Annotated in this window: 24 protein-coding genes and 6 tRNA genes; 17 read left to right on the top strand and 13 right to left on the bottom strand. The window is 53.9% G+C overall.

Annotation, left to right across the window (positions count from 1 at the left end; all coding sequences use genetic code 11):
• Positions 1 to 59 precede the first annotated feature (59 nt).
• Together mgrA and ABLV78_RS06845 are read left to right on the top strand one after the other, a co-directional pair.
• Positions 60 to 1,052 (top strand): L-glyceraldehyde 3-phosphate reductase, encoded by a 993-nt coding sequence (mgrA, locus tag ABLV78_RS06850; RefSeq protein ID WP_088389879.1) that lies wholly within the window; start codon positions 60 to 62, stop codon positions 1,050 to 1,052.
• A 126-nt stretch (positions 1,053 to 1,178) separates the two neighbouring features.
• Positions 1,179 to 1,535 carry a DUF2502 domain-containing protein gene (locus tag ABLV78_RS06845; protein WP_013878154.1) on the top strand — a complete coding sequence of 119 codons (357 nt, stop codon included), beginning with the start codon at positions 1,179 to 1,181 and terminating at the stop codon, positions 1,533 to 1,535.
• A gap of 39 nt (positions 1,536 to 1,574) precedes the next feature.
• Here the strand turns inward: ABLV78_RS06845 and ABLV78_RS06840 are convergent, their stop codons facing one another.
• Positions 1,575 to 2,810 carry an Nramp family divalent metal transporter gene (locus ABLV78_RS06840; RefSeq protein WP_045391579.1) on the bottom strand — a complete coding sequence of 412 codons (1,236 nt, stop codon included), beginning with the start codon at positions 2,808 to 2,810 and terminating at the stop codon, positions 1,575 to 1,577.
• A gap of 345 nt (positions 2,811 to 3,155) precedes the next feature.
• On the opposite strand from ABLV78_RS06840, the gene nupC reads away from it, so the two are divergent.
• A complete protein-coding gene (gene nupC, locus ABLV78_RS06835) occupies positions 3,156 to 4,358 on the top strand; it encodes a nucleoside permease NupC (protein ID WP_013878156.1) in 1,203 nt (400 codons plus the stop codon).
• A 55-nt stretch (positions 4,359 to 4,413) separates the two neighbouring features.
• Here nupC and ABLV78_RS06830 read toward each other — a convergent pair whose 3' ends face one another.
• The 3 genes from ABLV78_RS06830 to ABLV78_RS06820 all read right to left on the bottom strand — a co-directional run bounded on the left by ABLV78_RS06830 (position 4,414) and on the right by ABLV78_RS06820 (position 6,998).
• Positions 4,414 to 6,597, bottom strand: a complete 2,184-nt coding sequence (locus ABLV78_RS06830; protein ID WP_047045744.1) for an EAL domain-containing protein — start codon at positions 6,595 to 6,597, stop codon at positions 4,414 to 4,416.
• 208 nt (positions 6,598 to 6,805) lie between these two features.
• A tRNA-Ala gene (locus ABLV78_RS06825) sits at positions 6,806 to 6,881 on the bottom strand.
• A gap of 41 nt (positions 6,882 to 6,922) precedes the next feature.
• A tRNA-Ala gene (locus ABLV78_RS06820) sits at positions 6,923 to 6,998 on the bottom strand.
• A gap of 219 nt (positions 6,999 to 7,217) precedes the next feature.
• Here ABLV78_RS06820 and ABLV78_RS06815 point away from each other — a divergent pair.
• Positions 7,218 to 7,571, top strand: a complete 354-nt coding sequence (locus tag ABLV78_RS06815; protein ID WP_013878158.1) for a YfeC-like transcriptional regulator — start codon at positions 7,218 to 7,220, stop codon at positions 7,569 to 7,571.
• Between the two features lie 7 nt (positions 7,572 to 7,578).
• Complete coding sequence (locus tag ABLV78_RS06810; RefSeq protein WP_047045741.1) at positions 7,579 to 7,974, top strand: YfeC-like transcriptional regulator; 396 nt, start codon at positions 7,579 to 7,581, stop codon at positions 7,972 to 7,974.
• 55 nt (positions 7,975 to 8,029) lie between these two features.
• Here ABLV78_RS06810 and gltX read toward each other — a convergent pair whose 3' ends face one another.
• Positions 8,030 to 9,448, bottom strand: a complete 1,419-nt coding sequence (gltX, locus tag ABLV78_RS06805; RefSeq protein WP_020078209.1) for a glutamate--tRNA ligase — start codon at positions 9,446 to 9,448, stop codon at positions 8,030 to 8,032.
• Positions 9,449 to 9,706: 258 nt separating this feature from the next.
• Here gltX and ABLV78_RS06800 point away from each other — a divergent pair.
• The 4 genes from ABLV78_RS06800 (at position 9,707) to ABLV78_RS06785 (ending at position 10,106) form a co-directional block, all read left to right on the top strand.
• Positions 9,707 to 9,782: transfer RNA gene (locus ABLV78_RS06800), tRNA-Val, on the top strand.
• Positions 9,783 to 9,828: 46 nt separating this feature from the next.
• A tRNA-Val gene (locus tag ABLV78_RS06795) sits at positions 9,829 to 9,904 on the top strand.
• A gap of 46 nt (positions 9,905 to 9,950) precedes the next feature.
• A tRNA-Val gene (locus ABLV78_RS06790) sits at positions 9,951 to 10,026 on the top strand.
• Between the two features lie 4 nt (positions 10,027 to 10,030).
• A tRNA-Lys gene (locus tag ABLV78_RS06785) sits at positions 10,031 to 10,106 on the top strand.
• 96 nt (positions 10,107 to 10,202) lie between these two features.
• On the opposite strand, the gene ABLV78_RS06780 is transcribed toward ABLV78_RS06785, so the two are convergent.
• Both ABLV78_RS06780 and ABLV78_RS06775 read right to left on the bottom strand, forming a co-directional pair.
• Positions 10,203 to 12,008 carry a cation:proton antiporter gene (locus ABLV78_RS06780; RefSeq protein ID WP_047043545.1) on the bottom strand — a complete coding sequence of 602 codons (1,806 nt, stop codon included), beginning with the start codon at positions 12,006 to 12,008 and terminating at the stop codon, positions 10,203 to 10,205.
• A gap of 248 nt (positions 12,009 to 12,256) precedes the next feature.
• Complete coding sequence (locus tag ABLV78_RS06775) at positions 12,257 to 13,183, bottom strand: LysR family transcriptional regulator (RefSeq protein ID WP_045392579.1); 927 nt, start codon at positions 13,181 to 13,183, stop codon at positions 12,257 to 12,259.
• A gap of 89 nt (positions 13,184 to 13,272) precedes the next feature.
• Between ABLV78_RS06775 and ABLV78_RS06770 the strand changes: the two genes are divergently transcribed.
• Positions 13,273 to 14,271, top strand: a complete 999-nt coding sequence (locus ABLV78_RS06770) for a bile acid:sodium symporter family protein (protein WP_045392582.1) — start codon at positions 13,273 to 13,275, stop codon at positions 14,269 to 14,271.
• Here ABLV78_RS06770 and ABLV78_RS06765 read toward each other — a convergent pair.
• The 3 genes from ABLV78_RS06765 to zipA form a co-directional block, all read right to left on the bottom strand.
• On the bottom strand, positions 14,268 to 14,486 hold the full coding sequence (locus tag ABLV78_RS06765; protein ID WP_013878164.1) for a DUF3820 family protein: 219 nt from the start codon (positions 14,484 to 14,486) through the stop codon (positions 14,268 to 14,270). The genes ABLV78_RS06770 and ABLV78_RS06765 overlap by 4 nt on opposite strands.
• Before the next feature lies 1 nt (position 14,487).
• Positions 14,488 to 16,503, bottom strand: a complete 2,016-nt coding sequence (gene ligA, locus ABLV78_RS06760) for an NAD-dependent DNA ligase LigA (RefSeq protein ID WP_045392584.1) — start codon at positions 16,501 to 16,503, stop codon at positions 14,488 to 14,490.
• A gap of 74 nt (positions 16,504 to 16,577) precedes the next feature.
• The gene (zipA, locus tag ABLV78_RS06755; RefSeq protein WP_045392587.1) at positions 16,578 to 17,657 is read right to left on the bottom strand and encodes a cell division protein ZipA; all 1,080 of its coding nucleotides are present in this window, start codon (positions 17,655 to 17,657) and stop codon (positions 16,578 to 16,580) included.
• A 230-nt stretch (positions 17,658 to 17,887) separates the two neighbouring features.
• On the opposite strand from zipA, the gene cysZ reads away from it, so the two are divergent.
• The 5 genes from cysZ (at position 17,888) to crr (ending at position 22,760) form a co-directional block, all read left to right on the top strand.
• Complete coding sequence (gene cysZ / locus ABLV78_RS06750) at positions 17,888 to 18,649, top strand: sulfate transporter CysZ (protein ID WP_047043535.1); 762 nt, start codon at positions 17,888 to 17,890, stop codon at positions 18,647 to 18,649.
• Between the two features lie 178 nt (positions 18,650 to 18,827).
• The gene (gene cysK, locus ABLV78_RS06745) at positions 18,828 to 19,799 is read left to right on the top strand and encodes a cysteine synthase A (protein WP_045362238.1); all 972 of its coding nucleotides are present in this window, start codon (positions 18,828 to 18,830) and stop codon (positions 19,797 to 19,799) included.
• Between the two features lie 379 nt (positions 19,800 to 20,178).
• Positions 20,179 to 20,436, top strand: a complete 258-nt coding sequence (ptsH, locus tag ABLV78_RS06740) for a phosphocarrier protein Hpr (RefSeq protein WP_000487600.1) — start codon at positions 20,179 to 20,181, stop codon at positions 20,434 to 20,436.
• A gap of 44 nt (positions 20,437 to 20,480) precedes the next feature.
• The gene (gene ptsI / locus ABLV78_RS06735; protein ID WP_015365498.1) at positions 20,481 to 22,208 is read left to right on the top strand and encodes a phosphoenolpyruvate-protein phosphotransferase PtsI; all 1,728 of its coding nucleotides are present in this window, start codon (positions 20,481 to 20,483) and stop codon (positions 22,206 to 22,208) included.
• Between the two features lie 42 nt (positions 22,209 to 22,250).
• The gene (gene crr / locus ABLV78_RS06730) at positions 22,251 to 22,760 is read left to right on the top strand and encodes a PTS glucose transporter subunit IIA (protein ID WP_015365497.1); all 510 of its coding nucleotides are present in this window, start codon (positions 22,251 to 22,253) and stop codon (positions 22,758 to 22,760) included.
• 42 nt (positions 22,761 to 22,802) lie between these two features.
• On the opposite strand, the gene ABLV78_RS06725 is transcribed toward crr, so the two are convergent.
• Positions 22,803 to 23,030 carry a hypothetical protein gene (locus ABLV78_RS06725; protein WP_047043526.1) on the bottom strand — a complete coding sequence of 76 codons (228 nt, stop codon included), beginning with the start codon at positions 23,028 to 23,030 and terminating at the stop codon, positions 22,803 to 22,805.
• A gap of 2 nt (positions 23,031 to 23,032) precedes the next feature.
• Positions 23,033 to 23,896, bottom strand: a complete 864-nt coding sequence (gene pdxK / locus ABLV78_RS06720; RefSeq protein ID WP_015703132.1) for a pyridoxine/pyridoxal/pyridoxamine kinase — start codon at positions 23,894 to 23,896, stop codon at positions 23,033 to 23,035.
• 82 nt (positions 23,897 to 23,978) lie between these two features.
• Here pdxK and ptsJ point away from each other — a divergent pair, with 82 nt between their 5' ends.
• Positions 23,979 to 25,274 carry a MocR-like B6 salvage transcription factor PtsJ gene (ptsJ, locus tag ABLV78_RS06715; protein ID WP_047043523.1) on the top strand — a complete coding sequence of 432 codons (1,296 nt, stop codon included), beginning with the start codon at positions 23,979 to 23,981 and terminating at the stop codon, positions 25,272 to 25,274.
• A 14-nt stretch (positions 25,275 to 25,288) separates the two neighbouring features.
• Positions 25,289 to 26,005 carry a type 1 glutamine amidotransferase gene (locus ABLV78_RS06710; RefSeq protein WP_047043520.1) on the top strand — a complete coding sequence of 239 codons (717 nt, stop codon included), beginning with the start codon at positions 25,289 to 25,291 and terminating at the stop codon, positions 26,003 to 26,005.
• A gap of 45 nt (positions 26,006 to 26,050) precedes the next feature.
• On the opposite strand, the gene cysM is transcribed toward ABLV78_RS06710, so the two are convergent.
• A complete protein-coding gene (gene cysM / locus ABLV78_RS06705; RefSeq protein WP_047043515.1) occupies positions 26,051 to 26,962 on the bottom strand; it encodes a cysteine synthase CysM in 912 nt (303 codons plus the stop codon).
• Positions 26,963 to 26,994: the final 32 nt, after the last annotated feature.

Genomic DNA, 26,994 nt, shown 5'->3' with positions numbered 1-26,994 from the left:
CCGCATGCAACATTGATTAGTGTAAACGTATACACACCCTGTTTTGATGCGGAGGAAGTATGGTTTACCAGGCAAGCGACACGCGTTATCAGACCATGGAATACCGCCGATGCGGACGCAGCGGCCTGAAGCTACCGGCGATATCTCTCGGTCTGTGGCATAACTTTGGCGATGAGACACAGGTCGAGGTCAGCCGCCAGTTGCTGCGTCACGCCTTCGACCTCGGGATTACCCACTTCGACCTGGCGAACAATTACGGCCCACCGCCGGGATCGGCGGAGAGCAACTTCGGGCGGTTCCTGAAAGAAGATTTTCTGCCCTACCGCGACGAACTCATCATCTCCAGTAAAGCCGGCTATACCATGTGGGACGGTCCTTATGGCGACTGGGGATCGCGCAAGTATCTGGTCGCCAGTCTCGACCAGAGCCTGAAGCGGATGGGTCTTGAGTACGTCGATATCTTTTATCACCACCGCCCGGACCCGGAGACGCCGCTGGAAGAAACCATGCGCGCGTTGGATCATCTGGTTCGCCAGGGAAAAGCGCTCTACGTTGGTTTATCGAACTACCCGCTTGAGCTGGCGCGTCAGGCTATCGCTATCCTCAACGATCTCGGCACACCTTGCCTGATTCACCAACCCAAATATTCGATGTTTGAACGCTGGGTGGAAGAAGGATTATTAGCGATGCTGCAGGCCGAAGGCGTGGGAAGTATAGCGTTTTCACCGCTGGCTGGCGGGCAGTTGACCAACCGCTATCTAAACGGTATTCCGCCAGACTCGCGCGCAGCCAGCAATAGCCGTTTTTTACAGCCGGAACAGCTCACCGCCGAGCGGCTGGAAAAAGTCCGCCAGCTTGACGCCATTGCCGGGCGCCGCGGACAGAAGCTATCACAGATGGCCCTGGCCTGGGTGCTGCGTGAAGATAAAGTGACGTCAGTGCTGATCGGCGCCAGTAAAACGGCGCAACTGGACGATGCCGTGGGTATGCTAAGCAATCGTCAGTTCAGCGCTGAAGAGTGCGCCGCCATTGATGCGATCCTTGCGGTGTAAACTCATTTTTACTTTGGCAAAAAGTGCTATTTCTTGCGATTTAAGAGTTCCCTGATGCTACGCCTCTTTACCGGCTCGTAATATCTGGTTAACAGGTCATTAAGACCCGATCGTGAGGAGAAGAGTATGTTCAGGTCACTGATTCTGGCTGCGGTACTGCTGGCGTGCGCGCCGGTTATCGCCAATGCTGGTGAAATCACCCTGCTGCCATCGGTAAAATTACAAATTGGCGATCGTGACGGTTACGGTAACTACTGGGACGGTGGCGGCTGGCGCGACCGTGATTACTGGCGTCGTCATTATGAATGGCGCGATCATCGCTGGCATCGCCATGATAACGGCTGGCATCGCGGTTGGGATAAACGCGGCTGGGATCGTGGTCGTGCTTACGAGCGCGGCTATCGCGAAGGCTGGAACGATCGCCGTGGCGGCTGGGGCCGAGGCCCTGGCGGCGGGCGCGGACATGGTCACGGGCACCACTAATTGATAAAGGGAGCGAAAGCTCCCTTTTTTGTTGCCGTATTAATCTAATGCGGAACCAATAATCAGCCAGCCGTTCAGCGCCACCACAATCGCCACAATCAGCCAACCGATGCGTTTTACCCAGCGACTGTTTACCAGATCGCCCATTAACCGCGCATCGCTGGTAAAAATCAGCAGCGGCACCAGCGCCAGCGCAATCCCGAAGCTCAGCAATACCTGGCTCATCACCAGGATACGCGTTGGATCCAGCCCCATCATAATCACGATAAACGACGGCAGCATGGTGATAGTCCGGCGAAACCACAGCGGAATATGGAAGCGGATAAACCCCTGCATCACGACCTGCCCGGCAAGCGTTCCGACTACCGTCGACGAGAGACCGGCGGCAACCAGACTGAGACCAAAAATCGTCGCGGCGGCATGGCTAAGCAGCGGTTCGAGAGTTAAATAAGCCTGGTCGAGATCGGCCACGCCGGTGTGGCCGTTGAAGTGAAACGCAGCGGCGGCGGTCGCCATCATCGCCAGGTTAACGAAGCCGGCAATGGTCATTGCAATCGCCACGTCCCAACGCGTGGCGTTATAGCGTTCTTTGCGCGAGCCGTCGTGCAGGTTTTGCGTCAGCGATGAGTGCAGATAGATAACGTGCGGCATAATCGTCGCCCCGAGAACCCCGGCGGCAAGGAATACCGCTTCGCCATTCGGCAGGCTCGGAATAATCATGCCTTTGGCCAGCGGCGCTAACGCCGGCTGCGAGAAGATAAGCTCGACCACATAAGCCACCGCCACAAACAGCAGCAGCCCGCCGATGACTTTTTCCAGCGGTTTCTGCCCGCGACGCTGCAACATCAGGATCAGGAAGGTGGCGACGCCGGTCAGCACCGCCCCCTGTAATAAGGAAACGCCGAGCAGCAGCTTAAAGCCGATGGCCGCGCCGATGAATTCAGCCAGATCGGTCGCCATGGCGATAATTTCCGCCTGTATCCAGTAAAACCACACCACCGGGCGCGGGTAATGGTCGCGGATCTGTTCCGCGAGGTTTTTACCGGTGGCGATACCGAGCTTGGCCGATAACACCTGAATCAGCATCGCCATCAGGTTCGCCCATACCACTACCCATAACAATTGATAGCCAAAGCTGGCGCCAGCCTGGATATTCGTGGCGAAGTTACCCGGATCGATGTAGCCGATGGCAGCAATGAATGCGGGCCCCATCAGTGCGAGCCTCATCTTGCGCGCTGCGCGACCGCTGCTATTCTCAACGCGACTGTTAGTCATTTTCTGCCCCTGGAAATATAGCCTTTGCTATGTTTAATGCTATCAAAATGCGAATGATTATCAAGTTCATTTAGAAAGGTGATAATGATTGCTTTGATAGGAGGGAACGATAGCAGGCCAAATAACGAAACGGGCGTGAAGCTGTCGACAACGCGCCTTTCATCAGATTAGTACATTAATGCAACTTTTAATACCTTTGCATAACATAACAAAAATGTACGATTGATCACTATTTTTGTTATTGGTCACATATCCTTGCAATAGTGTGGATTCGATCTCGTTTTATTTAGGCTTGTTGCATAGAATGTGCACGGAAATTTAACCTGCCTCATATTTGGAGCAAATATGGACCGCGTCTTGCATTTTGTCCTCGCGATCGTTGTGGTGGCTATACTGGCCTTGCTGGTCAGTCACAACCGTAAGCAGATCCGCATTCGTTATGTTATTCAATTACTTGTTATTGAAGTTTTGCTGGCCTGGTTCTTCCTGAACTCCGATGTCGGTCTGGGTTTCGTGAAAGGCTTTTCTGAGATGTTCGAGAAACTTCTCGGTTTCGCCAACGAAGGCACCAACTTCGTATTCGGTAACATGAACGATAAAGGTCTGGCCTTCTTCTTCCTGAAGGTTTTGTGCCCAATCGTCTTTATTTCCGCGCTGATAGGTATTTTACAGCATATTCGCATTCTGCCGATTGTCATCCGCGCGATCGGTACCGTGCTGTCGAAAGTTAACGGCATGGGTAAACTGGAATCTTTCAACGCCGTCAGCTCGCTGATCCTCGGCCAGTCGGAAAACTTCATCGCCTATAAAGATATTCTCGGCAAAATGTCGCGCAACCGTATGTACACCATGGCGGCAACCGCGATGTCTACCGTTTCGATGTCCATCGTCGGCGCCTATATGACTATGCTGCAGCCGAAGTATGTGGTTGCCGCGCTGGTGCTCAACATGTTCAGCACCTTTATTGTTCTGTCGCTGATTAACCCGTATCGCGTTGAGCAGAGCGAAGAAAACCTGCAGATGTCCAATCTGCACGAAGGTCAGAGCTTCTTCGAAATGCTGGGTGAATACATTCTGGCAGGCTTTAAAGTAGCGATTATCGTTGCGGCGATGCTGATCGGCTTTATCGCGCTGATTTCCGCGCTCAACGCCCTGTTCGCCACCGTCACCGGCTGGTTTGGCTACAGCATCTCCTTCCAGGGGATCCTCGGCTACATCTTCTACCCGGTTGCGTGGGTGATGGGTGTGCCGGCGAGCGAAGCGCTGCAGGTAGGCAGTATCATGGCGACCAAACTGGTGTCTAACGAATTCGTGGCGATGATGGATCTGCAGAAAGTGGCAGCGACGCTCTCCCCGCGTGCGGAAGGTATCATCTCCATCTTCCTGGTCTCCTTCGCCAACTTCTCTTCTATCGGCATCATCGCCGGGGCGATTAAAGGCCTGAATGAAGAGCAAGGTAACGTGGTTTCTCGCTTTGGTCTGAAACTGGTTTACGGTTCCACGCTGGTCAGCGTGTTGTCAGCCTCTATCGCTGCGCTGGTACTGTAATCTCAAACAGACGTTAATTAAATAACAAGCCGGGCTGCGTTATCGCCCGGCTTTTTTACGCCTTCAATTCGCTTAACGGCTGTGGTTTGCCAATCAGGTAGCCCTGCAAATAATCGACGCCCAGCGCCAACAGCATCGCCTTTTGCGCCTGAGTCTCTACGTACTCTGCGACGACCGTAAGCTGTTTCGCCCGCGCGATTTCGATAATGGATTTCACGATAATCGCATCAAGCTGGTCGCTCTCGATTTCGTGCACGAAGCAGCCGTCAATTTTTACGATATCCGCCTGCAGGCTTTTCAGACGCTCATAGTTAGCGTAACCGGTACCGAAGTCATCAATGGCGATAGCGCAACCGAACTCACTCAGCAGCTGAATATTATGCATGCTGGTATCCGCATTCGAGAACGCCTGCTCTTCAGTTATCTCAATCGTGATATAAGCAGGCGAAACGCGATAACGCTTAAACAGCGCGATAATCTGCGCGGCGCTATCCTTTTGCATCAGCGTATACGGCAGCAAATTGACGGAGAAGCGTCGGCCGGGATGTTGATCAAGCTGGCTGAACAGCGTTTCCAGCACCAGCATATCGAAGCGCTGGCTGAGGTTAAACTGTGCAATAAGTGGAATAAACCGATCCGGCGTGATAATCGTCTCGCCGCAGCGCATACGGGTGAGGATTTCGTAATAGCCCTCCCCCTCCGCATTTTGAATCGGCTGCGCGTACAGCAGGAGATTACGCTCGTTCAGCGCTTGTTTTATTTTCGTCAGCATCCGCACCTGTTCGGTTGTTTGGTCAGAAACCTCCTCCTGCGCGGTATCTAACGCCAGCACCCGCTGCACGGCGCCAGCCTGCTCCGATAACCAACTAAGCTGGCCGAGCATAGGGTGTAATTCGGTCTCAATGCCGCTGTAACTCCCCCACGCCGCGCCAAACTCTAAATCCAGAACCTGGTTATGCCAGTTAAATTTAGCGTGGTTAAGCATCGCGACGATGTGATTTAGCCGCGCAGCCGGTTCCGGCCCCTCAATCACCAGCAACAACTCGCTACCCGGGAGCTGATAAATTTTATCGCGGTGGTCCAGTAGCGGCTGCAGACGGCGGGCTATTTGCCGCTTGCACTCTACGCGCATCATCATGCCGTAATGGCGGCTAAGGAAGTCCAGATTTTCGATGCGCAGACTGCTAATAACAACCCGCGGCGACTGGCGCAAATGTCCTTCCAGCGCCCGCAAATTGGGTAACCCGGTTAACGGATCTTCTTCAGCTCGATCGCGCCAGCGTTGTTTAATTCTGTCACTACGCGAATAAATATCTGTCATGTAAAACAAACAAATCGTGAATGAAATTAACACCGACAGGACAAATGACAAGGAGTACCCCGACTGAACACCCTGCAGAAAATTTTTGTTATAGGCGACTAAAAAGAATGCCGAAATAGCCCACGTAATGCGAATTAACTCATGCCCCAGACGCCCAATACCAACGAAGTAGAGAATAAAAATAATTGGCACCAGATATCCGGCAATTAAATCGGAATCAAAAGGCGCACAAAGCACCAGCATGATTGTGATTAATGCCATAAACCAGTACAAGGTAAAGGTTCTTTTTTCTTTCACCAGCCACGGTTGACAATGACGCAGCCAAAACACCCGCCGATAACGTGGGCTAACTATCATTCTCATCGGATAATAGAAAGCGGTAGTAAAGATTAAGGCGGCGCATATCAACGCCTGGATATCAATAACGGAATAGATGATTGACGCAGTACTGAAGTAGCTGGAGACGGCAAGCGGGAAGGCGAAGAAGCGCCCGGCCAGATACATCGTCAGCTTAAGCAGGATGGGGGCAAAGAAGCCGCCCCAGAAGATACGACGACCGATATGGCGCTTCGCTGGCCTTCCGCTACGCCATTTTTTTCCCGACAACGAGCGCATGATTGCGAAGGTGAAAAAGACGGAAAATAACTGACAGAATAATAGGATAGCGGCCTGCGCATAGGTTAGATCTATTATAAATGTATTAGTAATTGCAAACGCAACAATCAAGGGAGCAACGGCATAACGACCAAAAATACAAATGGTTGCGTACATGACGCTTAATGGCAGCCATGCCAGATAAATTTGTTTTCCGTCGATAAGGGTTTGCGGAGAAATTAATCGAGAAAGCGGAATAAAAATCAAACAAACAATTAACGCCAGCAGAGTTTTTTTAACTTTGATGTTAAATATGTCAGTCATTATTGTTAATCAACACCTCTGCGGCTAAAAATTATAGGCAATCAGAAAATAGTATGTTGGTTAATAATGGCAGGCAAGAAAATAAACCGAGAAAAATTCCTAAATTACGTTGGTTTTTATTTGCTCGATACACGCTGACGTAAGCTGAAAATCATTTACATTGAGGACGCAAAAGCAAAAACCCCCGCCGTAGCGAGGGTTCGAATTTTGGTGGAGCTAAGCGGGATCGAACCGCTGACCTCTTGCATGCCATGCAAGCGCTCTCCCAGCTGAGCTATAGCCCCACAGGACCTCTTTACGAACCAAATCCGCTGGGTGCAGAATTTGGTGGAGCTAAGCGGGATCGAACCGCTGACCTCTTGCATGCCATGCAAGCGCTCTCCCAGCTGAGCTATAGCCCCGTAACGTAAAGCGTGTCGTGTTGACGGGCGGCATAATATGAATTCCTTCGCCAGGTGTCAACGGCAAAATTACCCCTCCTGATTCAATCGCTGAAAAAGCAGGCAAATAGCTGACAATGCGAGCCTTATCGCAGGCAGGCGTTAAACATGTCACTATTTCCTGTAAAAGGATGCTATAACATGAAGCACTAATTCCCACATATTTACTCAGGAAATAGTATGCTCAAGGAACGAATGACTCCGGAAGAAATTGCGCATCTAACTGGCTTCAGCCGACAGACGATAAATAAATGGGTTCGTAAAGAGGGGTGGCAAACTTCTCCGCGGCCTGGCGTACAGGGAGGCAAAGCGCGTCTCGTACACGTTAACGAGCAGGTACGGGAGTTTATCCGCAATGCCCAACGCGTAGCGGAAACGCCCTCTCCCTATTCGGTCGCCGAGACCGATCTCGAACCCTTATTGCTTACGCTCTGCAAAGAGATGACTCATCGCGAACAGAAGCAGCTAATGTCGCTACTGCTGCGCGAAGGCATTACCGGGTTGTTAAACCGTCTTGGAATACGCGGCCAGTAAAATAAGAATGATGAAACTAAAAGAAAAAATGACGCCTGCAGAGCTTGCCGAAGTTCTGGGTCTGGCCAGACAAACGGTCAACCGTTGGGCGCGAGAACAAAAGTGGCGAACCGAAGCGATTCCCGGCGTCAAAGGCGGGCGTGCGCGTTTGATTGTCATCGATAGGACAGTGATTGATTTTCTGACCAATATTCCGGCATTTCGCCATCTGAATGAAGAGTACCAGCTCGCCGAACAGCCCGGCGGCTACTTTATCAATGAAGCGGATGCGGTATGGCGGCAAATCGCCGATACGCTGCAGCTGATGACCGCCGCGGAACAAACTCACCTGCGCGATCTTCTTGCCCGCGATGGCATTAGTGGCTTCCTGGCGCGGTTAGGTATCAACACTGCGACAAAATAGCGGCGAAAAAAAACGGCAGGATTAACCTGCCGCTTGCTTTAGCTTACGCTCGGCCTCAGGACTGCTGGCTTTCGCGTTCGGCGATAAACGCCAGCGCTTTGTTGATACGTTCAACGCTACGGGATTTACCGATAGCATGAACGGTGACGTCCAGCGCCGGAGATTGACCCGCGCCGGTCACGGCCACACGCAGCGGCATGCCCACTTTCCCCATGCCCACTTCCAGCTCATCGGCGGTCGCCTGAATCGCATGATGGACATTTTCCGCTGTCCAGTCGCTAATGGCCGCCAGCTTATCGCGAACCACTTCCAGCGGCTGACGCGCCACCGGACGCAGGTGTTTCTTCGCCGCATCGGCGTCGAACTCGGCGAACTCTTCATAGAAGTAGCGGCAGCTCTGGGCAATCTCTTTCAGCGTTTTGCAACGCTCGCCCAGCAGCTTAACCAGCTCGGACAACTGAGGGCCGTTACGGGTATCGATATTTTCCTGCTCAATGTGCCACTGCAGATGCGTCGCCACATATTCCGCCGGCAGCGTGTTGATGTAGTGATGGTTTAACCACAGCAGTTTATCGGTGTTGAACGCACTGGCGGACTTGCTCACCGCGCCCAGCGAGAAGAACTCGATCATCTCTTCGCGAGTGAAGATCTCCTGATCGCCATGGGACCAGCCCAGGCGCACCAGATAGTTCAGCAACGCTTCCGGCAGGTAGCCGTCGTCGCGGTACTGCATCACGCTCACCGCGCCGTGGCGCTTGGAGAGTTTTTTACCGTCATCGCCGTTGATCATCGATACGTGCGCATACACCGGTACCGGCGCATTCAGCGCTTTAAGAATGTTGATCTGACGCGGGGTATTGTTGATGTGGTCTTCGCCGCGGATCACGTGGGTGATCGCCATATCCCAGTCATCCACCACGACGCAGAAGTTGTAGGTCGGAGAGCCGTCGGTACGGCGAATGATCAGATCGTCCAGCTCCTGATTGCTGAATTCGATCGGCCCGCGGATTTGATCGTCAAAGATAACCGAACCTTCCTGCGGATTAGCAAAACGCACGACGCAAGGCTCATCGGCGGCGTGATGCTGATGATCATGGCGGCAGCGACCGTCGTAGCGCGGCTTTTCACCGTTCGCCATCTGTTCTTCGCGCAGCGCGTCCAGACGTTCTTTCGAGCAGTAGCATTTATAAGCTGTGCCTGCTTCCAGCATTTCATCAATAACCGCGTTATAGCGATCGAAACGTTTAGTCTGGAAATACGGGCCTTCGTCCCATTCCAGATTCAGCCAGTTCATCCCATCCATGATGGCTTCAATTGCTTCCGGGGTGGAGCGTTCGAGATCGGTGTCTTCAATACGCAGCACAAACTCACCGCCGTGGTTACGTGCAAAAAGCCAGGAATAGAGAGCAGTACGCGCACCGCCAACGTGCAGATAGCCTGTTGGGCTTGGCGCGAAGCGAGTTTTGATTTTCATGAAATGGCCTTACGTTTAATAAAGATGCCGATAGCCGGCAGTGTTCTTGGAATTGATAGGGGAATATTCTAACACCACAGGCTGATTCCTCAATGTAGATCCCGCCTCAACATCACGCTTTACCATTTTTGTTTATAAATCATACGCCGAAGCTGATTTTGCGATCGCTTTGTTTAATTTTACGACGAACAAACAAATTATTTAGAAAAGGCGTTGACTCAATTTCAACTCTCCCTATAATGCGACTCCACACAGCGGGGGTGATTAGCTCAGCTGGGAGAGCACCTCCCTTACAAGGAGGGGGTCGGCGGTTCGATCCCGTCATCACCCACCAACTACTTTACGTAGTCTCCGCCGTGTAGAACAGAAAATTGAGAAGTGGGTGATTAGCTCAGCTGGGAGAGCACCTCCCTTACAAGGAGGGGGTCGGCGGTTCGATCCCGTCATCACCCACCACTTTCTCGCCAGCTGGATTTTCTGTCAAAATGTGAAGTACCGAAGTGGGTGATTAGCTCAGCTGGGAGAGCACCTCCCTTACAAGGAGGGGGTCGGCGGTTCGATCCCGTCATCACCCACCACTTCGGGTCGTTAGCTCAGTTGGTAGAGCAGTTGACTTTTAATCAATTGGTCGCAGGTTCGAATCCTGCACGACCCACCAATGTAAAAAGGCGCCCTAAAGGCGCCTTTTTGCTATGCGCAGAACGCCAGATAGCGGAACGGCCTGCAACGACAGCCAACAATGAAGAACAGGCTATCAATACGCTTCTGACGGAGTTTTTTCACTTTCCACTCCAGGTTCGATAATCGCCACGACGGTACAGGGTGGCGGCGGCATGATTCCATTATTAATCGCTATCAGATTGCCATCCTCTCTTTGCGCAAACAGCGGTGTTGCACCGGGGTTGGTGCTGAGATACTCCGGCCAGCCAAAATTGTTATTCAGGCGAGTGACTTTCATGACTGCGCCTTTCGCTATCAAGCTACTAAGCCGTGCCCAGGTCATTTCAGTATCGAAAAGCTGTTCGTGACGCGTTTCTTTCTCACTACGTCCTTTGGTCACAGGCCCCGTACGGATTGAGAAGACGCGATTATTACCAAATATATGCTGAAAATGCAGGGCGGTCAGCGCATTCTGGTGACGATTAGGCGACAAGGCGATCACCTGACGAATCTCACTCAGATTCAGGTAGTTTTCCGCATGTTCAGACCAGACATTGCCATAATATGTTGGTAACCCTTCCATTCTTGCCAGCCGGTAGTATTCCCAGCTGTTATCGCTCAGCTGAACCGGAATATCGAGTTTTCTGAGCGCCTGGGCCAGGGTTCTGGCGACCGTATTCGCCCCGACAATCAGCACTCCTCGAGGCCTACGTTGCTGCACGCCAAGCCAGCGCGCCAATTGACTGCTGGTAAGGCTTTGCAAAACTACCGTACCTATAATGATTGCGAAAACGACGGTTACCAGCTGATCCGCGTTCTCATAGCCTTTTTTTTGCAGCGTCAAAGCAAACAGGGAACTGACGGCGGCAGCAACGATTCCGCGCGGGGCGATCCAACATAACATCAGCCTGTCACGCCAATGCAAGCTGGAACGCCATGTCGAGACAAGAATGCATAGTGGACGGGCCACAAACTGGACGATCAGCATCAATATCAGCAGCGGCCAGCCCATATCCCAGAGTGCATGGATATCCAGACGGGCCGCCAGGATGATAAATAGCGCTGAAAGTAAGATGGCGGATAGCTCTTCTTTAAATTCAACGATATCCGAGGTCTCAACCTCTCGCATATTAGCCAGCCAGATCCCCAGAACCGTTACCGCAAGCAGACCAGATTCATCCGCCAGCGTATTGGACACGCCAAACGTCAATAGAACGAAGGATAAAACAGCGAAGTTTTGCAGATAACCCGGGATCCAACCACGCCTGAGCGCATTCCCTAAGAACACGCCAAATACCGCCCCGCTCACCAGCCCTATAACGACCGTTTTTGTAAGCATGATCAGCAAATGAAGCCATGTGCCCGTTTGCTCCTGCAAAGTAATAAACTCAAATACTAATAGTGTAAAAATCGCTCCCACCGGATCAATGACGATCCCTTCCCAGCGCAGTACCTGATTAATAGAGGCTGTTGGGCGAACCACTCGCATGAGTGGAGAAATCACTGTCGGCCCTGTAACCACCGTGACCGCCCCGATCAGCGCTGAAATCTGCGGCGTGAGGCCTAAAATCCCCCAGCAGGTTAGTGAGATAACGGCGAAGGTAATCAACATTCCAATTGTGACTAAATTGCGCACAATACCACCCAAGCCGCGAATCTCGTCAAAGCGTAGCGTTAGGGCCCCTTCAAACAGAATGATGGCCACCGACAGCGATACCAGTGGGAAAAGTAGAGGACCAAATAATATATCCGGTTGCAATAAATGCACCCCGGGGCCAAGTAGTACGCCGATGAGCAGCAGCGGCAGGATAGAAGGTATACGTAATCGCCACGCCAACCACTGAGCAAGCAGCGAAGCAATGGAAATAATAACGAGCATAAAAGGGACTGATAATTCCATTTTTACCATTCTCAAATAGCGTCTGGAAAATTCAACAGCTCGGCCGCCCGACAATGACACGCTCCGCTCTATTCTCTGTATAGTGTAAACAAGTTGATCGAACGTAGTGTATTTAAACAATGATTCAAATTGGGGCTGTTGATTTCTGAACAGACTAAATTAGGGTTTTCACCAGGCATGAGAAAAGGAAATATCTACGATTGTGCAGTATAAAAAGTAGCGTTCCCCACCAGCGTTAAGAATGACGCTTAGCGCTGATACAGCGGGTCCTCGACCCTGGCTGATGTAAGGTTTGCGCCCTCTTCGCGTACGATTTCCCATAGCGCCTGCGCCGCGGTCGACAGCGAGCGATTTTTTCGCTGCGCCAGCATCAATTGGCGCTCCACAACCGGGGTTAATCTTTTTACCTGCAAACGGCTGCCCTGCGGCAAGGGTAAAGCCAGCGCCGGCAGCACGCTAATACCAATCCCCGATTCCACCATCGGGAACAGCGTCGCCGGATGACCAATCTCCTGCACGATATCGGCTTTGATGGCGAAACGCGCCAGCGCGGCATCAATCAGCGGCCGACTGCCGGAAGCATAGTCCTGCAATACCAGCCTCTCCCCCTGCAGCTCCTGCCAGTTGACCGATGACTGCCGGGAAAAGCGGTGATCCTCACGGCATAACAACAGAAAAGGTTCCGCCAACACGGACTCGCACTGCAGATCTGCCGCCGTCCCCGGATCGATAACGATACCAAAATCAACCTCGCCCTGACGGATACTTTCCAGCACCCACTGCTGCGGCCTGTCATGCAGTACGAAATCAATATCCGGATAGCGGCGATTGCTATGTGCGATGCATTGCGGGATCAGATGCGCCGAGATGGTCTGGCTGGCGGCGACGCGCACGGTCCCCGTCAACTGCTGCCCTACCCGCCCCGCTTCACGTAGGGTCACATGGAGTTCATCAAGCAAACGCTCAAGCCTGCCCGCCAGCTGATGGCCTGCCTCGGTGAGCACCACTTCACGCGTCGTTCTGTCGAGCAAACGTACGCCGGTCTGGTGCTCCAGCTCCTTAACACTATGGCTTACTGCCGACTGGCTGAGACCAATAATCTCCCCGGCACGGCTAAAACTGCGCGCCCTGGCAACGGTGATAAAGACCCTTAACTGACGTAGCGAGTAATTCATCTTTTTTATTCATGAATAGATGCAATAAATCAATTTTATTTCTCAAAACAAAGAAAGCACAATAGCGGCATCGAATTTCAGGAGCGTTTATGAAACTTTTCCGCATTCTTGATCCATTTACACTGACATTGATTACCGTGGTTCTGCTGGCCTCGTTCTTTCCGGCGCGCGGCGAATTCGTCCCTTTCGTCGAGCACCTCACCACCGCCGCCATCGCGCTATTATTCTTTATGCACGGCGCCAAGCTGTCGCGTGAAGCAATTATCGCCGGCGGCAGCCACTGGCGTTTACACCTGTGGGTGATGTGCAGCACCTTTATTGTTTTTCCGGTTCTGGGGGTTCTGTTTGCGTGGTGGGCGCCGATTAAGGTCGACCCGATGCTTTATAGCGGTTTTATTTACCTTTGTATCTTACCGGCGACCGTACAGTCAGCAATTGCCTTTACTTCGCTCGCCGGCGGTAACGTCGCCGCGGCGGTCTGTTCCGCTTCAGCGTCAAGTCTGCTCGGTATTTTTGTCTCGCCATTGCTGGTAGGACTGCTGATGCATTTGCATGGCGCTGGCGGCGATCTGGAACAGGTCGGTAAGATTATGCTGCAGCTGCTGCTGCCGTTTGTACTCGGCCACCTGTCGCGCCCGTGGATCGGTAGTTGGGTGGCGAAACATAAAAAATGGATTGGCAAAACCGACCAGACCTCAATCCTGCTGGTGGTCTACTCCGCCTTTAGCGAAGCCGTCGTCAATGGAATCTGGCATAAAGTGGGCGTGGGATCGCTGCTGTTTATCGTCGTTGTCAGCCTGGTACTCTTGGCTATTGTCATCGCGATCAATATCTTTGTCGCTCGCCGCTGCGGCTTTAGCAAGCCGGATGAAATTACCATCGTCTTCTGCGGCTCGAAAAAGAGCCTGGCGAACGGGATACCGATGGCGAATATCCTGTTCCCGGCGTCGATTCTGGGAATAATGGTGCTGCCGCTAATGATCTTCCATCAGATCCAACTGATGGTCTGCGCCGTACTGGCTCGTCGCTATAAAGCGCAGACAGACGCCCAACTGGCGCAGGAGAAATCCCGCGCCACGGCAGGTTAACGCGGTTGTTTCAGGGGCTGAACCAGTTGCGTCAGCCCCTCGGTCTTGATCAATAAGGTCAACGCCATCAGCTCGCCGAGATGCCCGGCAGGGAATTGATCCTTACGGGCAAACCACAGCAAATATTCTTCCGGGACGTCGATCAAGCGTCGCCCCTTATATTTGCCAAACGGCATCTCGGTATTAGCAATCTCGATGAGCTGCGCTTTATCCACGTTATTCTCCCAGCAGGCGCATCATTTCGGCTTCATCGATAACCTCGATGCCTAACTCCTGCGCCTTCGCAAGCTTAGAACCCGCCGCTTCGCCGGCGATCACCAAATCGGTTTTCTTCGACACGCTGCCGGCGACTTTCGCCCCCAGCGCGACCAGCCGCGCTTTGGCATCATCGCGCGACAGCTGGCTCAGGCTACCGGTTAATACCACGGTTTTACCGGCAAACGGACTGTCAATTTCTTCCGCCTTCACCACCACCGGCGCCGGCCAGCGGACACCTTCCGCGCGCAGTTGCGCGATAACCTCGCGGTTGCTCTCTTCGGCGAAGAAGTTAAAAGTATGCGTGGCGACGACAATCCCGACGTCGGGCACCTTCTGTAGTTCCTCGATTGAAGCCTGTTCCAGCGCTTCAATCGTGCCAAAATGCGCCGCCAGTCCCGCGGCGGTCGCTTCGCCAACCTCACGGATACCTAACGCATACAGGAAGCGGGCGAAGGTCGTCTCTTTTGCTTTTTCCAGCGCGTTGACCACGTTTTGCGCCGACTTCGGCCCCATGCGATCCAGCCCGGTTAGCTTACCGGCGCTGAGGCGGAACAGATCGGCTGGCGTATGCACGTACTCTTTCTCAACCAGCTGATCGATGATTTTATCGCCCATACCGTCGACATCCAGCGCCCGTCGGGAGACAAAGTGCTTCAGCGCTTCTTTACGCTGCGCGCCGCAGATAAGCCCGCCGGTACAGCGCGCCACCGCTTCTCCTTCTACGCGTTCAACATCGGAATGACAGACCGGGCAATGGGTTGGGAAGATGATTTCACGCGTATGTTCCGGGCGTTCGGAAAGCACTACGTTGACGACCTGCGGGATCACGTCCCCGGCACGGCGAATCACCACTTTATCGCCAATGCGCAAGCCTAAACGTTCGATTTCGTCGGCGTTATGCAGCGTGGCGTTACTGACCAGCACCCCGGCTACGTGCACCGGTTCCAGGCGCGCAACAGGCGTAATCGCTCCGGTACGGCCAACCTGGAATTCCACATCGTTGACGAAAGTCATCTGCTCCTGGGCCGGGAATTTAAAGGCCACCGCCCAGCGCGGAGCGCGGGCAACGAAACCGAGCTGCTCCTGCAACGCCAGCGAATCAACTTTTATCACCACGCCGTCAATATCAAAACCAAGATGCGGACGGTCTTCTTCAACCTGGCGATAGTAAGTAAGCACTTCCTCTGGAGAATGACACAGCTTCACGCGGTCGCTCACCGGCAATCCCCACTGCTTAAACTGCTGCAAACGCGCAGAGTGGCTGGCCGGCAGTTCGCCGCCTTCCAGCACGCCAACGCCGTAGCAGAAGAAAGTAAGCGGTCGCTTCGCGGTAATACGCGGATCCAACTGGCGCAACGAGCCCGCGGCGGCATTGCGCGGGTTAGCAAACACTTTGCCGCCGGTGCGGCGCGCTTCTTCATTAATTTTTTCAAATCCGGCCTGCGGCAGGAACACTTCCCCGCGTACTTCCAGACGCGCCGGAATATTGTCGCCGCGTAGCTTCAGTGGAATAGCGCGAATGGTCCGCACGTTGGAGGTGATGTCCTCGCCGGTGGTGCCATCGCCACGAGTCGCCGCCTGCATCAGCACGCCGTTTTCATACAGGATGCTGACCGCGAGGCCATCGAGCTTGAGCTCACAGCACCATGTTAGATCCGCGGTATCGCTTAAACGGTCCTGCACGCGTTTGTTAAAGGCGAGGAAACTCTCTTCATCAAACACGTTATCCAGCGACAGCATTGGCACTTCATGGCGAATCTGGCTGAAAGAGGCCAATGGCGCCGCGCCCACGCGCTGGGTCGGCGAGTCGGGGGTTATCAGTTCAGGATGTTGCGCTTCGAGTTCGCGCAGTTCACGCATCAGCCGGTCATATTCCGCATCGGGAATCTCCGGAGTGTCCATAACATGATACAGATATTCATGATGGCGAAGGGTAGTTCGCAGTTCAGTCAGTTTTTGTTCGATTGGTTCCATATCGCACCATCAATGATAAAAAACCCCCGACGGGCGGGGGTTCAGATTAAGCAGACGACACGCTAGCGCGTAGATCAGGCGTTAGCCTCTTTTACTTCGCGAATACGATCCTGGTACTCGCGCAGTTTCTGCGGCGTCATCATCCGACGCTGATCGTCAAGCACCACGCCGCCAACTTCATCGGCGATGTACTGCGCCGACTGCAGCATCAGTTTAAAGTTTTGCAGCTCGTCGCCAAACGACGGCACCTGCATAAAGATAGTCACGCCCGGCGTGGTCATATCCACCATCGCATCCGGATTAAAGGTGCCAGGTTTAACCATATTCGCCAGGCTGAACAACACCTGTCCGCTACCGTCCGGGCTTAAATGACGGTGGAAAATATTCATATCGCCAAACTTAAAGCCGGCCTGCTGGATGCTGTTGATCAGCAGTTCACCGTTAAGCTGCGAACCGTGATGCGCGGCGACGTTCATCACGATGACCGTCTCTTTGCGCTCTTTCGGCTGCGGCGCGGCGGCGGGCTGCTGAGGTTCAGCGGCTGGCGCTTCAGGCGCCTGTTGCGGCTGCGGCGCGGCAGGCTGTTGAACCGGCGCAGGTTGTTGAGCAACAGGTTGTTGGACTGGCGCCGGCTGTTGCGCTACAGGCTGCTGCGGCGCAGGCTGCACCGGCTGCTGATATTGCGGCGGTACCGGCTGAGGCTGGGTCGGCTGCGGCTGATGGACCGGCTGCGCAGGGGCAACGTGCTGCGGCGGCTGAACGTGCGGCTGCGGAGCAACAGGCTGCTGCGGGCGCGGCGCGTGCGGCGGCGCCTGATGCACCGGCTCGTCCTGACGCACAGGCTGCTGCACCTGACGCTCGTACGGAGGCTGATACTGGTGTTGCGGCGCCTGACGAGGTGCTTCTTGCTCCCCATATGCGCCGTTCGGGGCGTGATTAACCCGGTGAACGCGAACTTCACCTACGCCTTCAACATCGTCATCAAAGTCATCGCCTTCCGATGTTTCATCGTCGCGAGACTTCATACGTTTCAGTGGGCGATCGCGGAACATCGAGGAACGCTCTTTACGGCTGGTCCAGAAACCATGTACCAGTAAAGCGATTATGGCGATCGCGCCAACAATGATTAATATCAGACGCAAATCCTGCATCATTATATTCTCTGTTGTTCTAACACCTTGCCACCACGGCAAACATTTACTCACTAAGAGTATTTGCCGATTACATCAAGTGCAAGTGCGTCTGCCCCTTTCACCCCATAAAGATGAACTAAATCGTGCTTTTTGCTGTTTTTTCGAACATTTCCTAACTGGTTATTGTCTGGCAACCCGATAAAATAAGCGGGCATTCACACTGAATGTTAAAAAAGGAGCATCGCCTGACTATGGTTTCATCATCCGCAACTACCCCACGTAGCGGCGTCTACTATTTTTCACAAGGCTGGAAACTCATCAGGCTGCCAGGGATCCGACGTTTCGTGTTCCTGCCTTTATTAGTTAACGTCATTCTGATGGGCGGCGCGTTCTGGTGGCTGTTTACCCGCCTCGATAGCTGGATCCCTTCATTAATGAGCCATGTGCCTGAATGGCTTCAGTGGTTAAACTACCTGCTATGGCCGATGGCGGTTATCTCTATTTTGTTGGTATTTGGTTACTTCTTTTCGACCATCGCCAACTGGATTGCCGCGCCGTTTAGCGGTCTGCTGGCGGAACAGCTCGAAGCGCGACTGACCGGCGCCACGCCGCCGGATGTTGGCGTATTCGGCATCATGAAAGATGTCCCGCGCATTATGAAACGCGAATGGCAAAAGTTTGCCTGGTACCTGCCGCGCGCCATCGTTCTGTTGCTGCTGTACTTTATCCCCGGCATTGGCCAAACCGTCGCGCCGGTACTGTGGTTCCTGTTTAGCGCCTGGATGCTGGCCATTCAGTACTGCGACTATCCGTTCGATAACCATAAAGTGCCGTTTAAAACCATGCGCGAGGCGCTGCGCTCGCGGAAGGTCATTAACATGCAGTTTGGCGCGCTGACCAGCCTGTTCACCATGATCCCGGTTCTCAACCTGGTCATTCTGCCAGTCGCTATCTGCGGCGCGACGGCGATGTGGGTGGATTGCTACCGCGATAAGCACGCCATGTGGAAATAGCGAGCTGAGCTGTCTCTTTCAGGGCGGTTCACCGCCGCCCCTTATTTCCGTCTTATTCCTTCTTGCTCATCATTATTTCCCTTCAGCATATAGATATGCTAAATCCTTACTTCCGGATATTGTTTAAGCGGGTATGCTGAAGCCGTACCCCCAAATTTCATACAGTTAAGGACGGGCCATGAGTAAGATTTTTGAAGACAACTCCCTGACTATCGGTCATACGCCGCTGGTACGACTGAACCGCATCGGTAATGGCCGAATCCTGGCCAAGGTAGAATCTCGTAACCCGAGCTTTAGCGTTAAATGCCGTATCGGCGCCAATATGATTTGGGATGCTGAAAAGCGCGGCGTACTGAAACCGGGTGTGGAACTGGTTGAACCAACCAGCGGCAACACCGGTATCGCCCTCGCCTACGTCGCCGCCGCTCGCGGCTACAAACTGACGCTGACCATGCCGGAAACCATGAGCGTGGAACGCCGCAAGCTGCTGAAAGCGCTGGGCGCTAACCTGGTGCTGACCGAAGGCGCGAAAGGCATGAAAGGCGCCATCCAGAAGGCGGAAGAGATTGTCGCCAGCGACCCGGAAAAATATCTGCTGCTGCAGCAGTTCAGTAACCCGGCGAACCCGGAAATTCACGAAAAGACCACCGGCCCGGAAATCTGGGAAGACACCGACGGCCAGGTTGACGTCTTTATCTCCGGCGTAGGTACCGGCGGTACCCTGACCGGTGTCTCTCGTTATATTAAAGGCACGAAAGGCAAAAAAGATCTGATCACCGTCGCCGTTGAGCCAACCGACTCGCCGGTTATCACCCAGGCGCTGGCTGGCGAAGAGCTGAAACCTGGCCCGCACAAAATTCAGGGCATCGGCGCCGGCTTTATCCCGGGCAACCTCGACCTGAAACTGGTCGATAAAGTGGTCGCCATCACCAACGAAGAAGCCATCTCCACCGCTCGTCGCCTGATGGAAGAAGAAGGTATTCTGGCCGGTATCTCTTCCGGCGCGGCTGTCGCCGCGGCGTTAAAGCTGCAGGAAGATGAGGCCTTTACCAATAAGAATATTGTGGTTATCCTACCGTCTTCCGGTGAGCGTTATTTAAGCACGGCGCTGTTCGCAGATCTCTTCACCGAGAAAGAATTGCAACAGTAGTGCCAGTTTGTAAAAACCGTGTAAAAAAGCACCTTTTCGGGTGCTTTTTTGTGGCATACGTCAAAGTTTTACCCCTCCTGGCATTGATTCACCTCGTAGGGTCTGGTATTTAACCAGCACATTTATTTTGAAGCGCGAAATTATTCAGATTTGGATTTCCGCAGGCTGAATCGATTTTATGATTTGGTTCAAGTCTTCCTTTCGCGGCATAATGTTTAATGAAGTGCTAGACGTCAACGGACTTAAGGTCCTCTCAGCGGTTCCGCTGCTGACGCCTTAGCCACACACGTAACGCCGGCGCTAACAATACAGGCTAAAGTTTGGTCGTTAGGCTAGACTTTAGGTCCACAACACTAAACCTATAAGTTGGGGAAATATAATGTTCCAGCAAGAAGTTACCATTACCGCTCCGAACGGTCTGCACACCCGCCCTGCTGCTCAGTTTGTTAAAGAAGCGAAAGGCTTCACTTCTGAGATCACTGTAACCTCCAACGGCAAAAGCGCCAGCGCAAAAAGCCTGTTCAAACTGCAAACTCTGGGCCTGACTCAGGGTACCGTTGTGACCATCTCCGCTGAAGGCGAAGATGAGCAAAAAGCAGTTGAGCATCTGGTTAAACTGATGGCTGAACTCGAGTAAGTTCACGGGTTCTTTTTAATATCAGTCACAAGTAAGGTAGGGTTATGATTTCAGGCATTTTAGCATCCCCGGGTATCGCTTTCGGCAAGGCTCTCCTGCTGAAAGAAGACGAAATTGTCATCGACCGGAAGAAAATTTCTGCCGATAAGGTTGATCAGGAAGTTGAACGTTTCCTGAACGGCCGCACCAAGGCCTCCGCCCAGCTGGAGGTCATCAAAACCAAAGCTGGTGAAACTTTCGGTGAAGAAAAAGAAGCCATCTTCGAAGGGCATATAATGCTGCTGGAAGATGAGGAGCTTGAGCAGGAAATCATAGCCCTGATTAAAGATAAGCACATGACTGCCGATGCGGCAGCCAATGAAGTTATCGAAGGTCAGGCAACTGCACTGGAAGAGCTGGATGACGAATACCTGAAAGAGCGTGCCGCTGACGTACGCGACATCGGTAAACGTCTGCTGCGCAACATTCTGGGCCTGGCAATCATCGATCTGAGCGCTATCGCGGATGAAGTTATCCTCGTTGCCGCCGATCTCACCCCGTCGGAAACCGCACAGCTGAACCTGAACAAGGTGCTGGGTTTCATCACCGACGCGGGTGGCCGTACTTCCCACACCTCTATCATGGCGCGCTCCCTTGAGCTGCCGGCAATCGTCGGTACCGGAAGCGTCACCTCCCAGGTGAAAAACGGCGACTATCTGATTCTCGATGCGGTTAACAACCAGGTTCTGGTTAACCCAAGCAACGAAAAAATCGAAGAGCTGCGTGCGCTGCAGGCGCAGGTTGCTGAAGAAAAAGCAGAACTGGCGAAACTGAAAGATCTGCCGGCCATCACTCTCGACGGTCATCAGGTTGAAGTTTGCGCCAACATCGGTACCGTTCGCGACGTCGATGGCGCTGAGCGCAACGGCGCGGAAGGCGTTGGCCTGTACCGTACTGAATTCCTGTTCATGGACCGCGATTCTCTGCCGACTGAAGAAGAACAGTTTGCAGCTTATAAAGCGGTGGCTGAAGCGTGCGGCTCACAGGCCGTTATCGTTCGCACCATGGACATCGGCGGCGATAAAGAGCTGCCGTACATGAACTTCCCGAAAGAAGAGAACCCGTTCCTCGGCTGGCGCGCCGTGCGTATCGCGATGGATCGTAAAGAGATCCTCCGCGACCAGGTTCGCGCTATCCTGCGTGCCTCCGCTTTCGGTAAGCTGCGCATCATGTTCCCGATGATCATCTCTGTTGAAGAAGTGCGCGCACTGAAGAAAGAGATTGAGATCTACAAACAGGAACTGCGTGACGAAGGTAAAGCTTTTGACGAATCGATTGAGATCGGCGTGATGGTGGAAACCCCGGCAGCCGCGACCATTGCTCGTCATTTAGCCAAAGAAGTTGATTTCTTTAGTATCGGAACCAATGATTTAACGCAATATACTCTGGCAGTTGACCGTGGTAATGATATGATCTCGCATCTTTACCAGCCGATGTCACCGTCTGTGCTGACTCTGATCAAGCAAGTTATTGATGCTTCTCATGCAGAAGGCAAATGGACGGGTATGTGTGGTGAGCTTGCAGGCGATGAACGTGCTACACTTCTGTTGCTGGGTATGGGGCTGGACGAATTCTCTATGAGCGCCATTTCCATCCCGCGCATCAAGAAGATTATTCGTAACACGAACTTCGAAGATGCAAAAGTATTAGCAGAGCAGGCTCTTGCTCAACCGACGACGGACGAGTTAATGACGCTGGTTAACAAGTTCATTGAAGAAAAAACAATCTGCTAATCCACGAGATGCGCGGCCCAAATTACTGCTTAGGAGAAGATCATGGGTTTGTTCGATAAACTGAAATCTCTGGTTTCTGATGACAAAAAAGACACCGGAACTATTGAGATTGTTGCTCCGCTCTCTGGCGAGATCGTCAACATCGAAGACGTGCCGGATGTGGTTTTTGCGGAGAAAATTGTGGGTGATGGCATTGCCATCAAACCTACTGGCAACAAAATGGTTGCGCCGGTAGAGGGTACCATCGGTAAAATTTTTGAAACCAACCATGCTTTCTCTATTGAATCCGATAGCGGCATTGAGCTGTTTGTTCACTTCGGTATCGATACCGTTGAACTGAAAGGCGAAGGCTTCAAGCGCATCGCTGAAGAAGGTCAGCGCGTGAAAGTCGGCGACCCGGTTATCGAATTCGATCTGCCGCTGCTGGAAGAAAAAGCCAAGTCTACCCTGACTCCGGTTGTTATCTCCAACATGGACGAGATCAAAGAGCTGATCAAACTGTCCGGTAGCGTCACCGTTGGTGAAACTCCGGTTATCCGCATCAAGAAGTAATTCTTGCTTGCCGAGAAAATGGCGCCTTCAGGCGCCATTTTTTTATGCCGGCCGGTAGCACTTTTCACTCGCCAGGATTTTCATCCCCTGCGGGCTACTTTCCAGAATCCGCCGTTCGCTATCCGCGACCCATAGCTCGCACTGGCAGCCGCTCTCGTTTTCAAACATCATTCTCGCCCTACAGGCATCTTCCAGAGCGTTCATCCCCATCGTCTCAAAATGGCCAACGGTTCTCCCCTCCCTGCGTACCACTAACCGATAGCTATGCATCGTTATTGCGCTCCCGACGGCGGTAAAATGAGTTCATCGCAGCCCTGACTCTCGGTCCAGGTCATTACCGCCAGCACGCGCTGAGCGGCGGCGCGCGTAGCGTCGCCCAACGGCATGTCGCACACCAGGTTGCTGATGAGCTCGGCGCAGAACAGGTCGCCGGTACCTTTGAGGTCGGTTTCGACGCGAGGATGGACGACCACTTCGACCGCGTCGTCGGTGACCACCAGCACGTTAATAGTCGAAGCATCCAGCCCAGGCGCGCTGGTAATCACCACCCACTTTAGGGTATCGGAAAGCAGACTACGCGCGGCGATCACCGCTTCCTGCTGGTTGTGGCACGGCATGCCGCTGAGGGTTTCGAGCTCGAAAAGATTTGGCGTGATCCCCCGCGCCAGCGGCAACAGGTGGCGGCGATAAGCCTCGGGGATCTCCGCTTTTACGTAGATGCCGCTATCTACATCGCCAATCACCGGGTCAACCAGAATACAGAGGTCGGGATGGTGCACACGGATCCGCTGCAGCCACTGCGCCAGCAGCGCAATTTGCCCGGCGCTGCCCATATACCCGGTGGTTACCGCCCGCAGCTCGCGAAGCGCATCACGCTCCTCCAGCGCCCGCAGATAGCCGCTAAACCACTCTTCCGGGATCACCCCACCGTAGAAAGTATCGTAATGTGGAGTATTGCTGAATAACACCGTGGGCACCGCCATCACCCGCAATTCATGCTGCTTGATTGCCGGTACCGCGATACTGTTACCAACGCTGCCATAGACCACCTGCGATTGCACCGCCACGATATCAACCTCCAGCGCCCGGCTGTGGTCGTTAAAGAGCACGGACTGTATTTCGTCTTGCTGACTCATCCTTTCTCCCCCCGCTGGACAGCGGGTCATACTCTGATTATCATTCGTCCTATGCTAAAATTCATTTTGTCATAGGTCAATAATGTTCACCGGAAAAACCGCAAACGAGATTTTCGATAACATCCGTCATCTGGTGCAGAGCGGCGCGTTGCAACCCGGAGAGGCGCTGCCGCCGGTGCGCGAGCTGGCAGGCGAACTGGCAGTCAACCGCAATACGGTGGCGGCGGCCTACAAGCGGCTGGTGACCTCAGGGCTCGCCGTAAGCCAGGGGCGCAACGGCACGGCCATTAAGGCGCTTAATACGCTTAATGCGGTCGAGGGCGGCGATCCGACGACATCGCTGATTGATATTTCCGGCGGCAATCCGGATCCGCGACGTCTACCGGATATTGGCCGTTTTCTTCCCAAGCTGTCGCGGACCCCGCACTTATATGGCGATGCCGCCGTTGAGCCGCGTCTGGCTAACTGGGCGCGGGAGTGGGTCAGTCGCGATATTGGCCACGAATTTGACATCAACTTGACCAGCGGCGCAATTGACGCCCTTGAACGCCTGCTCTGCGCACTGCTGCTACCCGGCGACAGCGTCGCGGTAGAAGACCCCTGCTTTCTGAGCAGCATCAATATGCTGCGTTACGCCGGTTTCCAGCCCAGCCCTGTCGCCGTCGACGGTGAAGGCATGAACCCAGAGCGGCTTGAAGAAGCGCTGCGCAACGGCGCCCGTGCGGTAATACTGACTCCACGCGCCCACAACCCGACCGGCTGCAGTTTGACGCCCGAGCGCGCACAAGCGATTCGCACCGTGCTCGCCCGCTATCCGCAGACGCTGGCGATCGTTGACGATCACTTCGCCCTGCTCTCAGCGACACGCTGGCACAATCCTCTACCTGAAGGCATTCAGCGTTGGGCGCTGGTGCGCTCAATGTCCAAAACCCTGGGCCCGGATTTGCGCCTGGCGATAGTCGCCAGCGATCCGACCACCTCAGCGGCGCTGCGCCTGCGCCTGAACGCCGGTAGCCAGTGGGTCAGCCATTTACTACAAGAGCTGGCGTTCTCCTGCCTGAATGATAACGCTTTTACCGCTTCTCTGACTGCGAGCCAGCGCCATTATCAGCAGCAAAATCAGCGGCTCGCCGCCGCGTTGGCCCGCCAGGGCGTTGGCGATTTTCCGCCTGGCGATGGTCTTAATTTCTGGCTGCCGCTATCAACCGTCAGCCAGTCGCTGGCGCTGCGTCTGGCGCGTGCCGGTTGGCTGGTGCGTGAAGGTGAAGCCTTTGGCGTGAAAACACCGTCGCACGGCCTGCGCCTGTCGCTGGGCGCTTTAACCGAGGCGCAAATTGAACAACTTGCACACGATTTATCGCTGGTCTTACCTTGTTAAACACGGGAGTTGTTATGCGGATCCACTTTATCGTCCATGAAGTTTTTGAAGCGCCTGGCGCCTATCTGCGCTGGGTTAACGCGCGCGGCTATCAGGCCAGCTGGTCGCGAGTTTATGTCGGGGATCCGCTGCCGGCGAATGCCGAAGGTTTTGATATGTTGGTGGTACTTGGCGGCCCGCAATCACCACGCACTACGCTTGCCGAGTGCCCATGGTTTGATGCCCATGCCGAGAAAAACCTGATTGCCCAGGCGATTGCCGCCGGGCGTATCGTGGTCGGGATTTGCCTCGGGTCGCAGCTTATCGGCGAAGCGCTGGGGGCGCCGGTGATGCAAAGCCCGGAAAAAGAGATTGGCCACTATCCTATCATCCTGACCACCGCCGGACTGCAGGATGACAACATCGCCCATTTCGGTCCATCGGTGGTAGTCGGCCACTGGCACAACGATATGCCGGGCCTGACGCCTGCGGCGGAAGTCCTGGCCTCCAGCGAAGGGTGCCCGCGGCAAATCGTCAAATATAGCGATCGGGTCTACGGTTTTCAGTGCCATATGGAGTTTGACACGGAGGTCATCGAGTTATTAATTACGCACTCGCAACCTGAACTTACCGCCGCAAAAGGCAGGCGCTTTATTCGCAGCGAAGATGAAATGAGGCAATGGGATTATCGCGAGATGAATCAAAAGCTATGGGCGTTTCTGGATAAGCTGGTAGCGAAATACGCACTTTAGGTTAACCGCCCCCCATGCCAGGCATGGGAGGCCGTGATAGCGCGTTTAGATACCCGCCCCCTGGCTGAAGTGTTCTTCGCCGAACACGCCGGTTGAGAGATAGCGATCGCCGCGATCGCAGATGATCGCCACCACCACCGCGCCCGGATTGGCGCGAGCAATACGCAGCGCCCCGGCAACCGCGCCGCCGGAACTGACGCCACAGAAGATCCCTTCCTGTACGGCCAACTGGCGCATCGTGTTTTCCGCATCCTGCTGGTGGATATCCAGCACCTCATCCACCAACGAGGCATTAAAAATGCCCGGCATATATTCCTGCGGCCAGCGGCGGATCCCCGGAATACTGCTGCCCTCTTCCGGCTGCAGCCCAATGATGCTTACCGGCTTCACCTGTTCGCGCAGAAAACGCGATACGCCGGTAATGGTACCGGTGGTGCCCATGCTGGAAACAAAGTGGGTGATACGCCCGTCCGTCTGGCGCCAGATCTCCGGGCCGGTAGTGGTGTAATGGGCGTAAGGGTTATCCGGATTGTTAAACTGATCCAATAGTTTACCCTCGCCACGCTCGGCCATCGCGGCGGCCAGATCGCGAGCGCCTTCCATCCCCTGCTCTTTGGTGACCAGGATGAGTTCAGCGCCGTAGGCGCGCATTGCGGCACGGCGCTCCTGGCTCATGTTGTCCGGCATCAGCAGTTTCATCTGATAGCCTTTTAACGCCGCTATCATCGCCAGCGCGATACCGGTATTACCGCTGGTCGCCTCGATAAGCACGTCGCCTGGTTTAATTTCGCCGCGCTTTTCCGCTTCGACAATCATCGACAGCGCGGCGCGATCTTTTACCGAGCCCGCCGGGTTATTGCCCTCAAGCTTAAGCCAGATTTCGCTGCCGTTGTCCGGCCCCAGACGTTGTAATTTCACCAGCGGCGTGTTGCCGATTGTTTGTTCTAATGTGTTCACTTCAGCTGTCCAATAAAAAGCCCGGCCGCGTC

Origin of the sequence: Klebsiella sp. CN_Kp075 (genome assembly GCF_040065055.2) — a bacterium.
Taxonomy (GTDB): domain Bacteria; phylum Pseudomonadota; class Gammaproteobacteria; order Enterobacterales; family Enterobacteriaceae; genus Klebsiella; species Klebsiella aerogenes.
Note: the sequence above shows the minus strand (reverse complement) of the source record. Positions and strands in the feature narration are given on the sequence as shown.

Excerpts from the sequence above, each read along its gene's own strand:
- mgrA (WP_088389879.1), top strand. The coding sequence starts at position 60 with ATGGTTTACCAGGCAAGCGACACGCGTTATCAGACCATGGAATACCGC.
- ABLV78_RS06845 (WP_013878154.1), top strand. The coding sequence starts at position 1,179 with ATGTTCAGGTCACTGATTCTGGCTGCGGTACTGCTGGCGTGCGCGCCG.
- ABLV78_RS06840 (WP_045391579.1), bottom strand. The coding sequence starts at position 2,810 with ATGACTAACAGTCGCGTTGAGAATAGCAGCGGTCGCGCAGCGCGCAAG.
- nupC (WP_013878156.1), top strand. The coding sequence starts at position 3,156 with ATGGACCGCGTCTTGCATTTTGTCCTCGCGATCGTTGTGGTGGCTATA.
- ABLV78_RS06830 (WP_047045744.1), bottom strand. The coding sequence starts at position 6,597 with ATGACTGACATATTTAACATCAAAGTTAAAAAAACTCTGCTGGCGTTA.
- ABLV78_RS06815 (WP_013878158.1), top strand. The coding sequence starts at position 7,218 with ATGCTCAAGGAACGAATGACTCCGGAAGAAATTGCGCATCTAACTGGC.
- ABLV78_RS06810 (WP_047045741.1), top strand. The coding sequence starts at position 7,579 with ATGATGAAACTAAAAGAAAAAATGACGCCTGCAGAGCTTGCCGAAGTT.
- gltX (WP_020078209.1), bottom strand. The coding sequence starts at position 9,448 with ATGAAAATCAAAACTCGCTTCGCGCCAAGCCCAACAGGCTATCTGCAC.
- ABLV78_RS06780 (WP_047043545.1), bottom strand. The coding sequence starts at position 12,008 with ATGGAATTATCAGTCCCTTTTATGCTCGTTATTATTTCCATTGCTTCG.
- ABLV78_RS06775 (WP_045392579.1), bottom strand. The coding sequence starts at position 13,183 with ATGAATTACTCGCTACGTCAGTTAAGGGTCTTTATCACCGTTGCCAGG.
- ABLV78_RS06770 (WP_045392582.1), top strand. The coding sequence starts at position 13,273 with ATGAAACTTTTCCGCATTCTTGATCCATTTACACTGACATTGATTACC.
- ligA (WP_045392584.1), bottom strand. The coding sequence starts at position 16,503 with ATGGAACCAATCGAACAAAAACTGACTGAACTGCGAACTACCCTTCGC.
- zipA (WP_045392587.1), bottom strand. The coding sequence starts at position 17,657 with ATGATGCAGGATTTGCGTCTGATATTAATCATTGTTGGCGCGATCGCC.
- cysZ (WP_047043535.1), top strand. The coding sequence starts at position 17,888 with ATGGTTTCATCATCCGCAACTACCCCACGTAGCGGCGTCTACTATTTT.
- cysK (WP_045362238.1), top strand. The coding sequence starts at position 18,828 with ATGAGTAAGATTTTTGAAGACAACTCCCTGACTATCGGTCATACGCCG.
- ptsH (WP_000487600.1), top strand. The coding sequence starts at position 20,179 with ATGTTCCAGCAAGAAGTTACCATTACCGCTCCGAACGGTCTGCACACC.
- ptsI (WP_015365498.1), top strand. The coding sequence starts at position 20,481 with ATGATTTCAGGCATTTTAGCATCCCCGGGTATCGCTTTCGGCAAGGCT.
- crr (WP_015365497.1), top strand. The coding sequence starts at position 22,251 with ATGGGTTTGTTCGATAAACTGAAATCTCTGGTTTCTGATGACAAAAAA.
- ABLV78_RS06725 (WP_047043526.1), bottom strand. The coding sequence starts at position 23,030 with ATGCATAGCTATCGGTTAGTGGTACGCAGGGAGGGGAGAACCGTTGGC.
- pdxK (WP_015703132.1), bottom strand. The coding sequence starts at position 23,896 with ATGAGTCAGCAAGACGAAATACAGTCCGTGCTCTTTAACGACCACAGC.
- ptsJ (WP_047043523.1), top strand. The coding sequence starts at position 23,979 with ATGTTCACCGGAAAAACCGCAAACGAGATTTTCGATAACATCCGTCAT.
- ABLV78_RS06710 (WP_047043520.1), top strand. The coding sequence starts at position 25,289 with ATGCGGATCCACTTTATCGTCCATGAAGTTTTTGAAGCGCCTGGCGCC.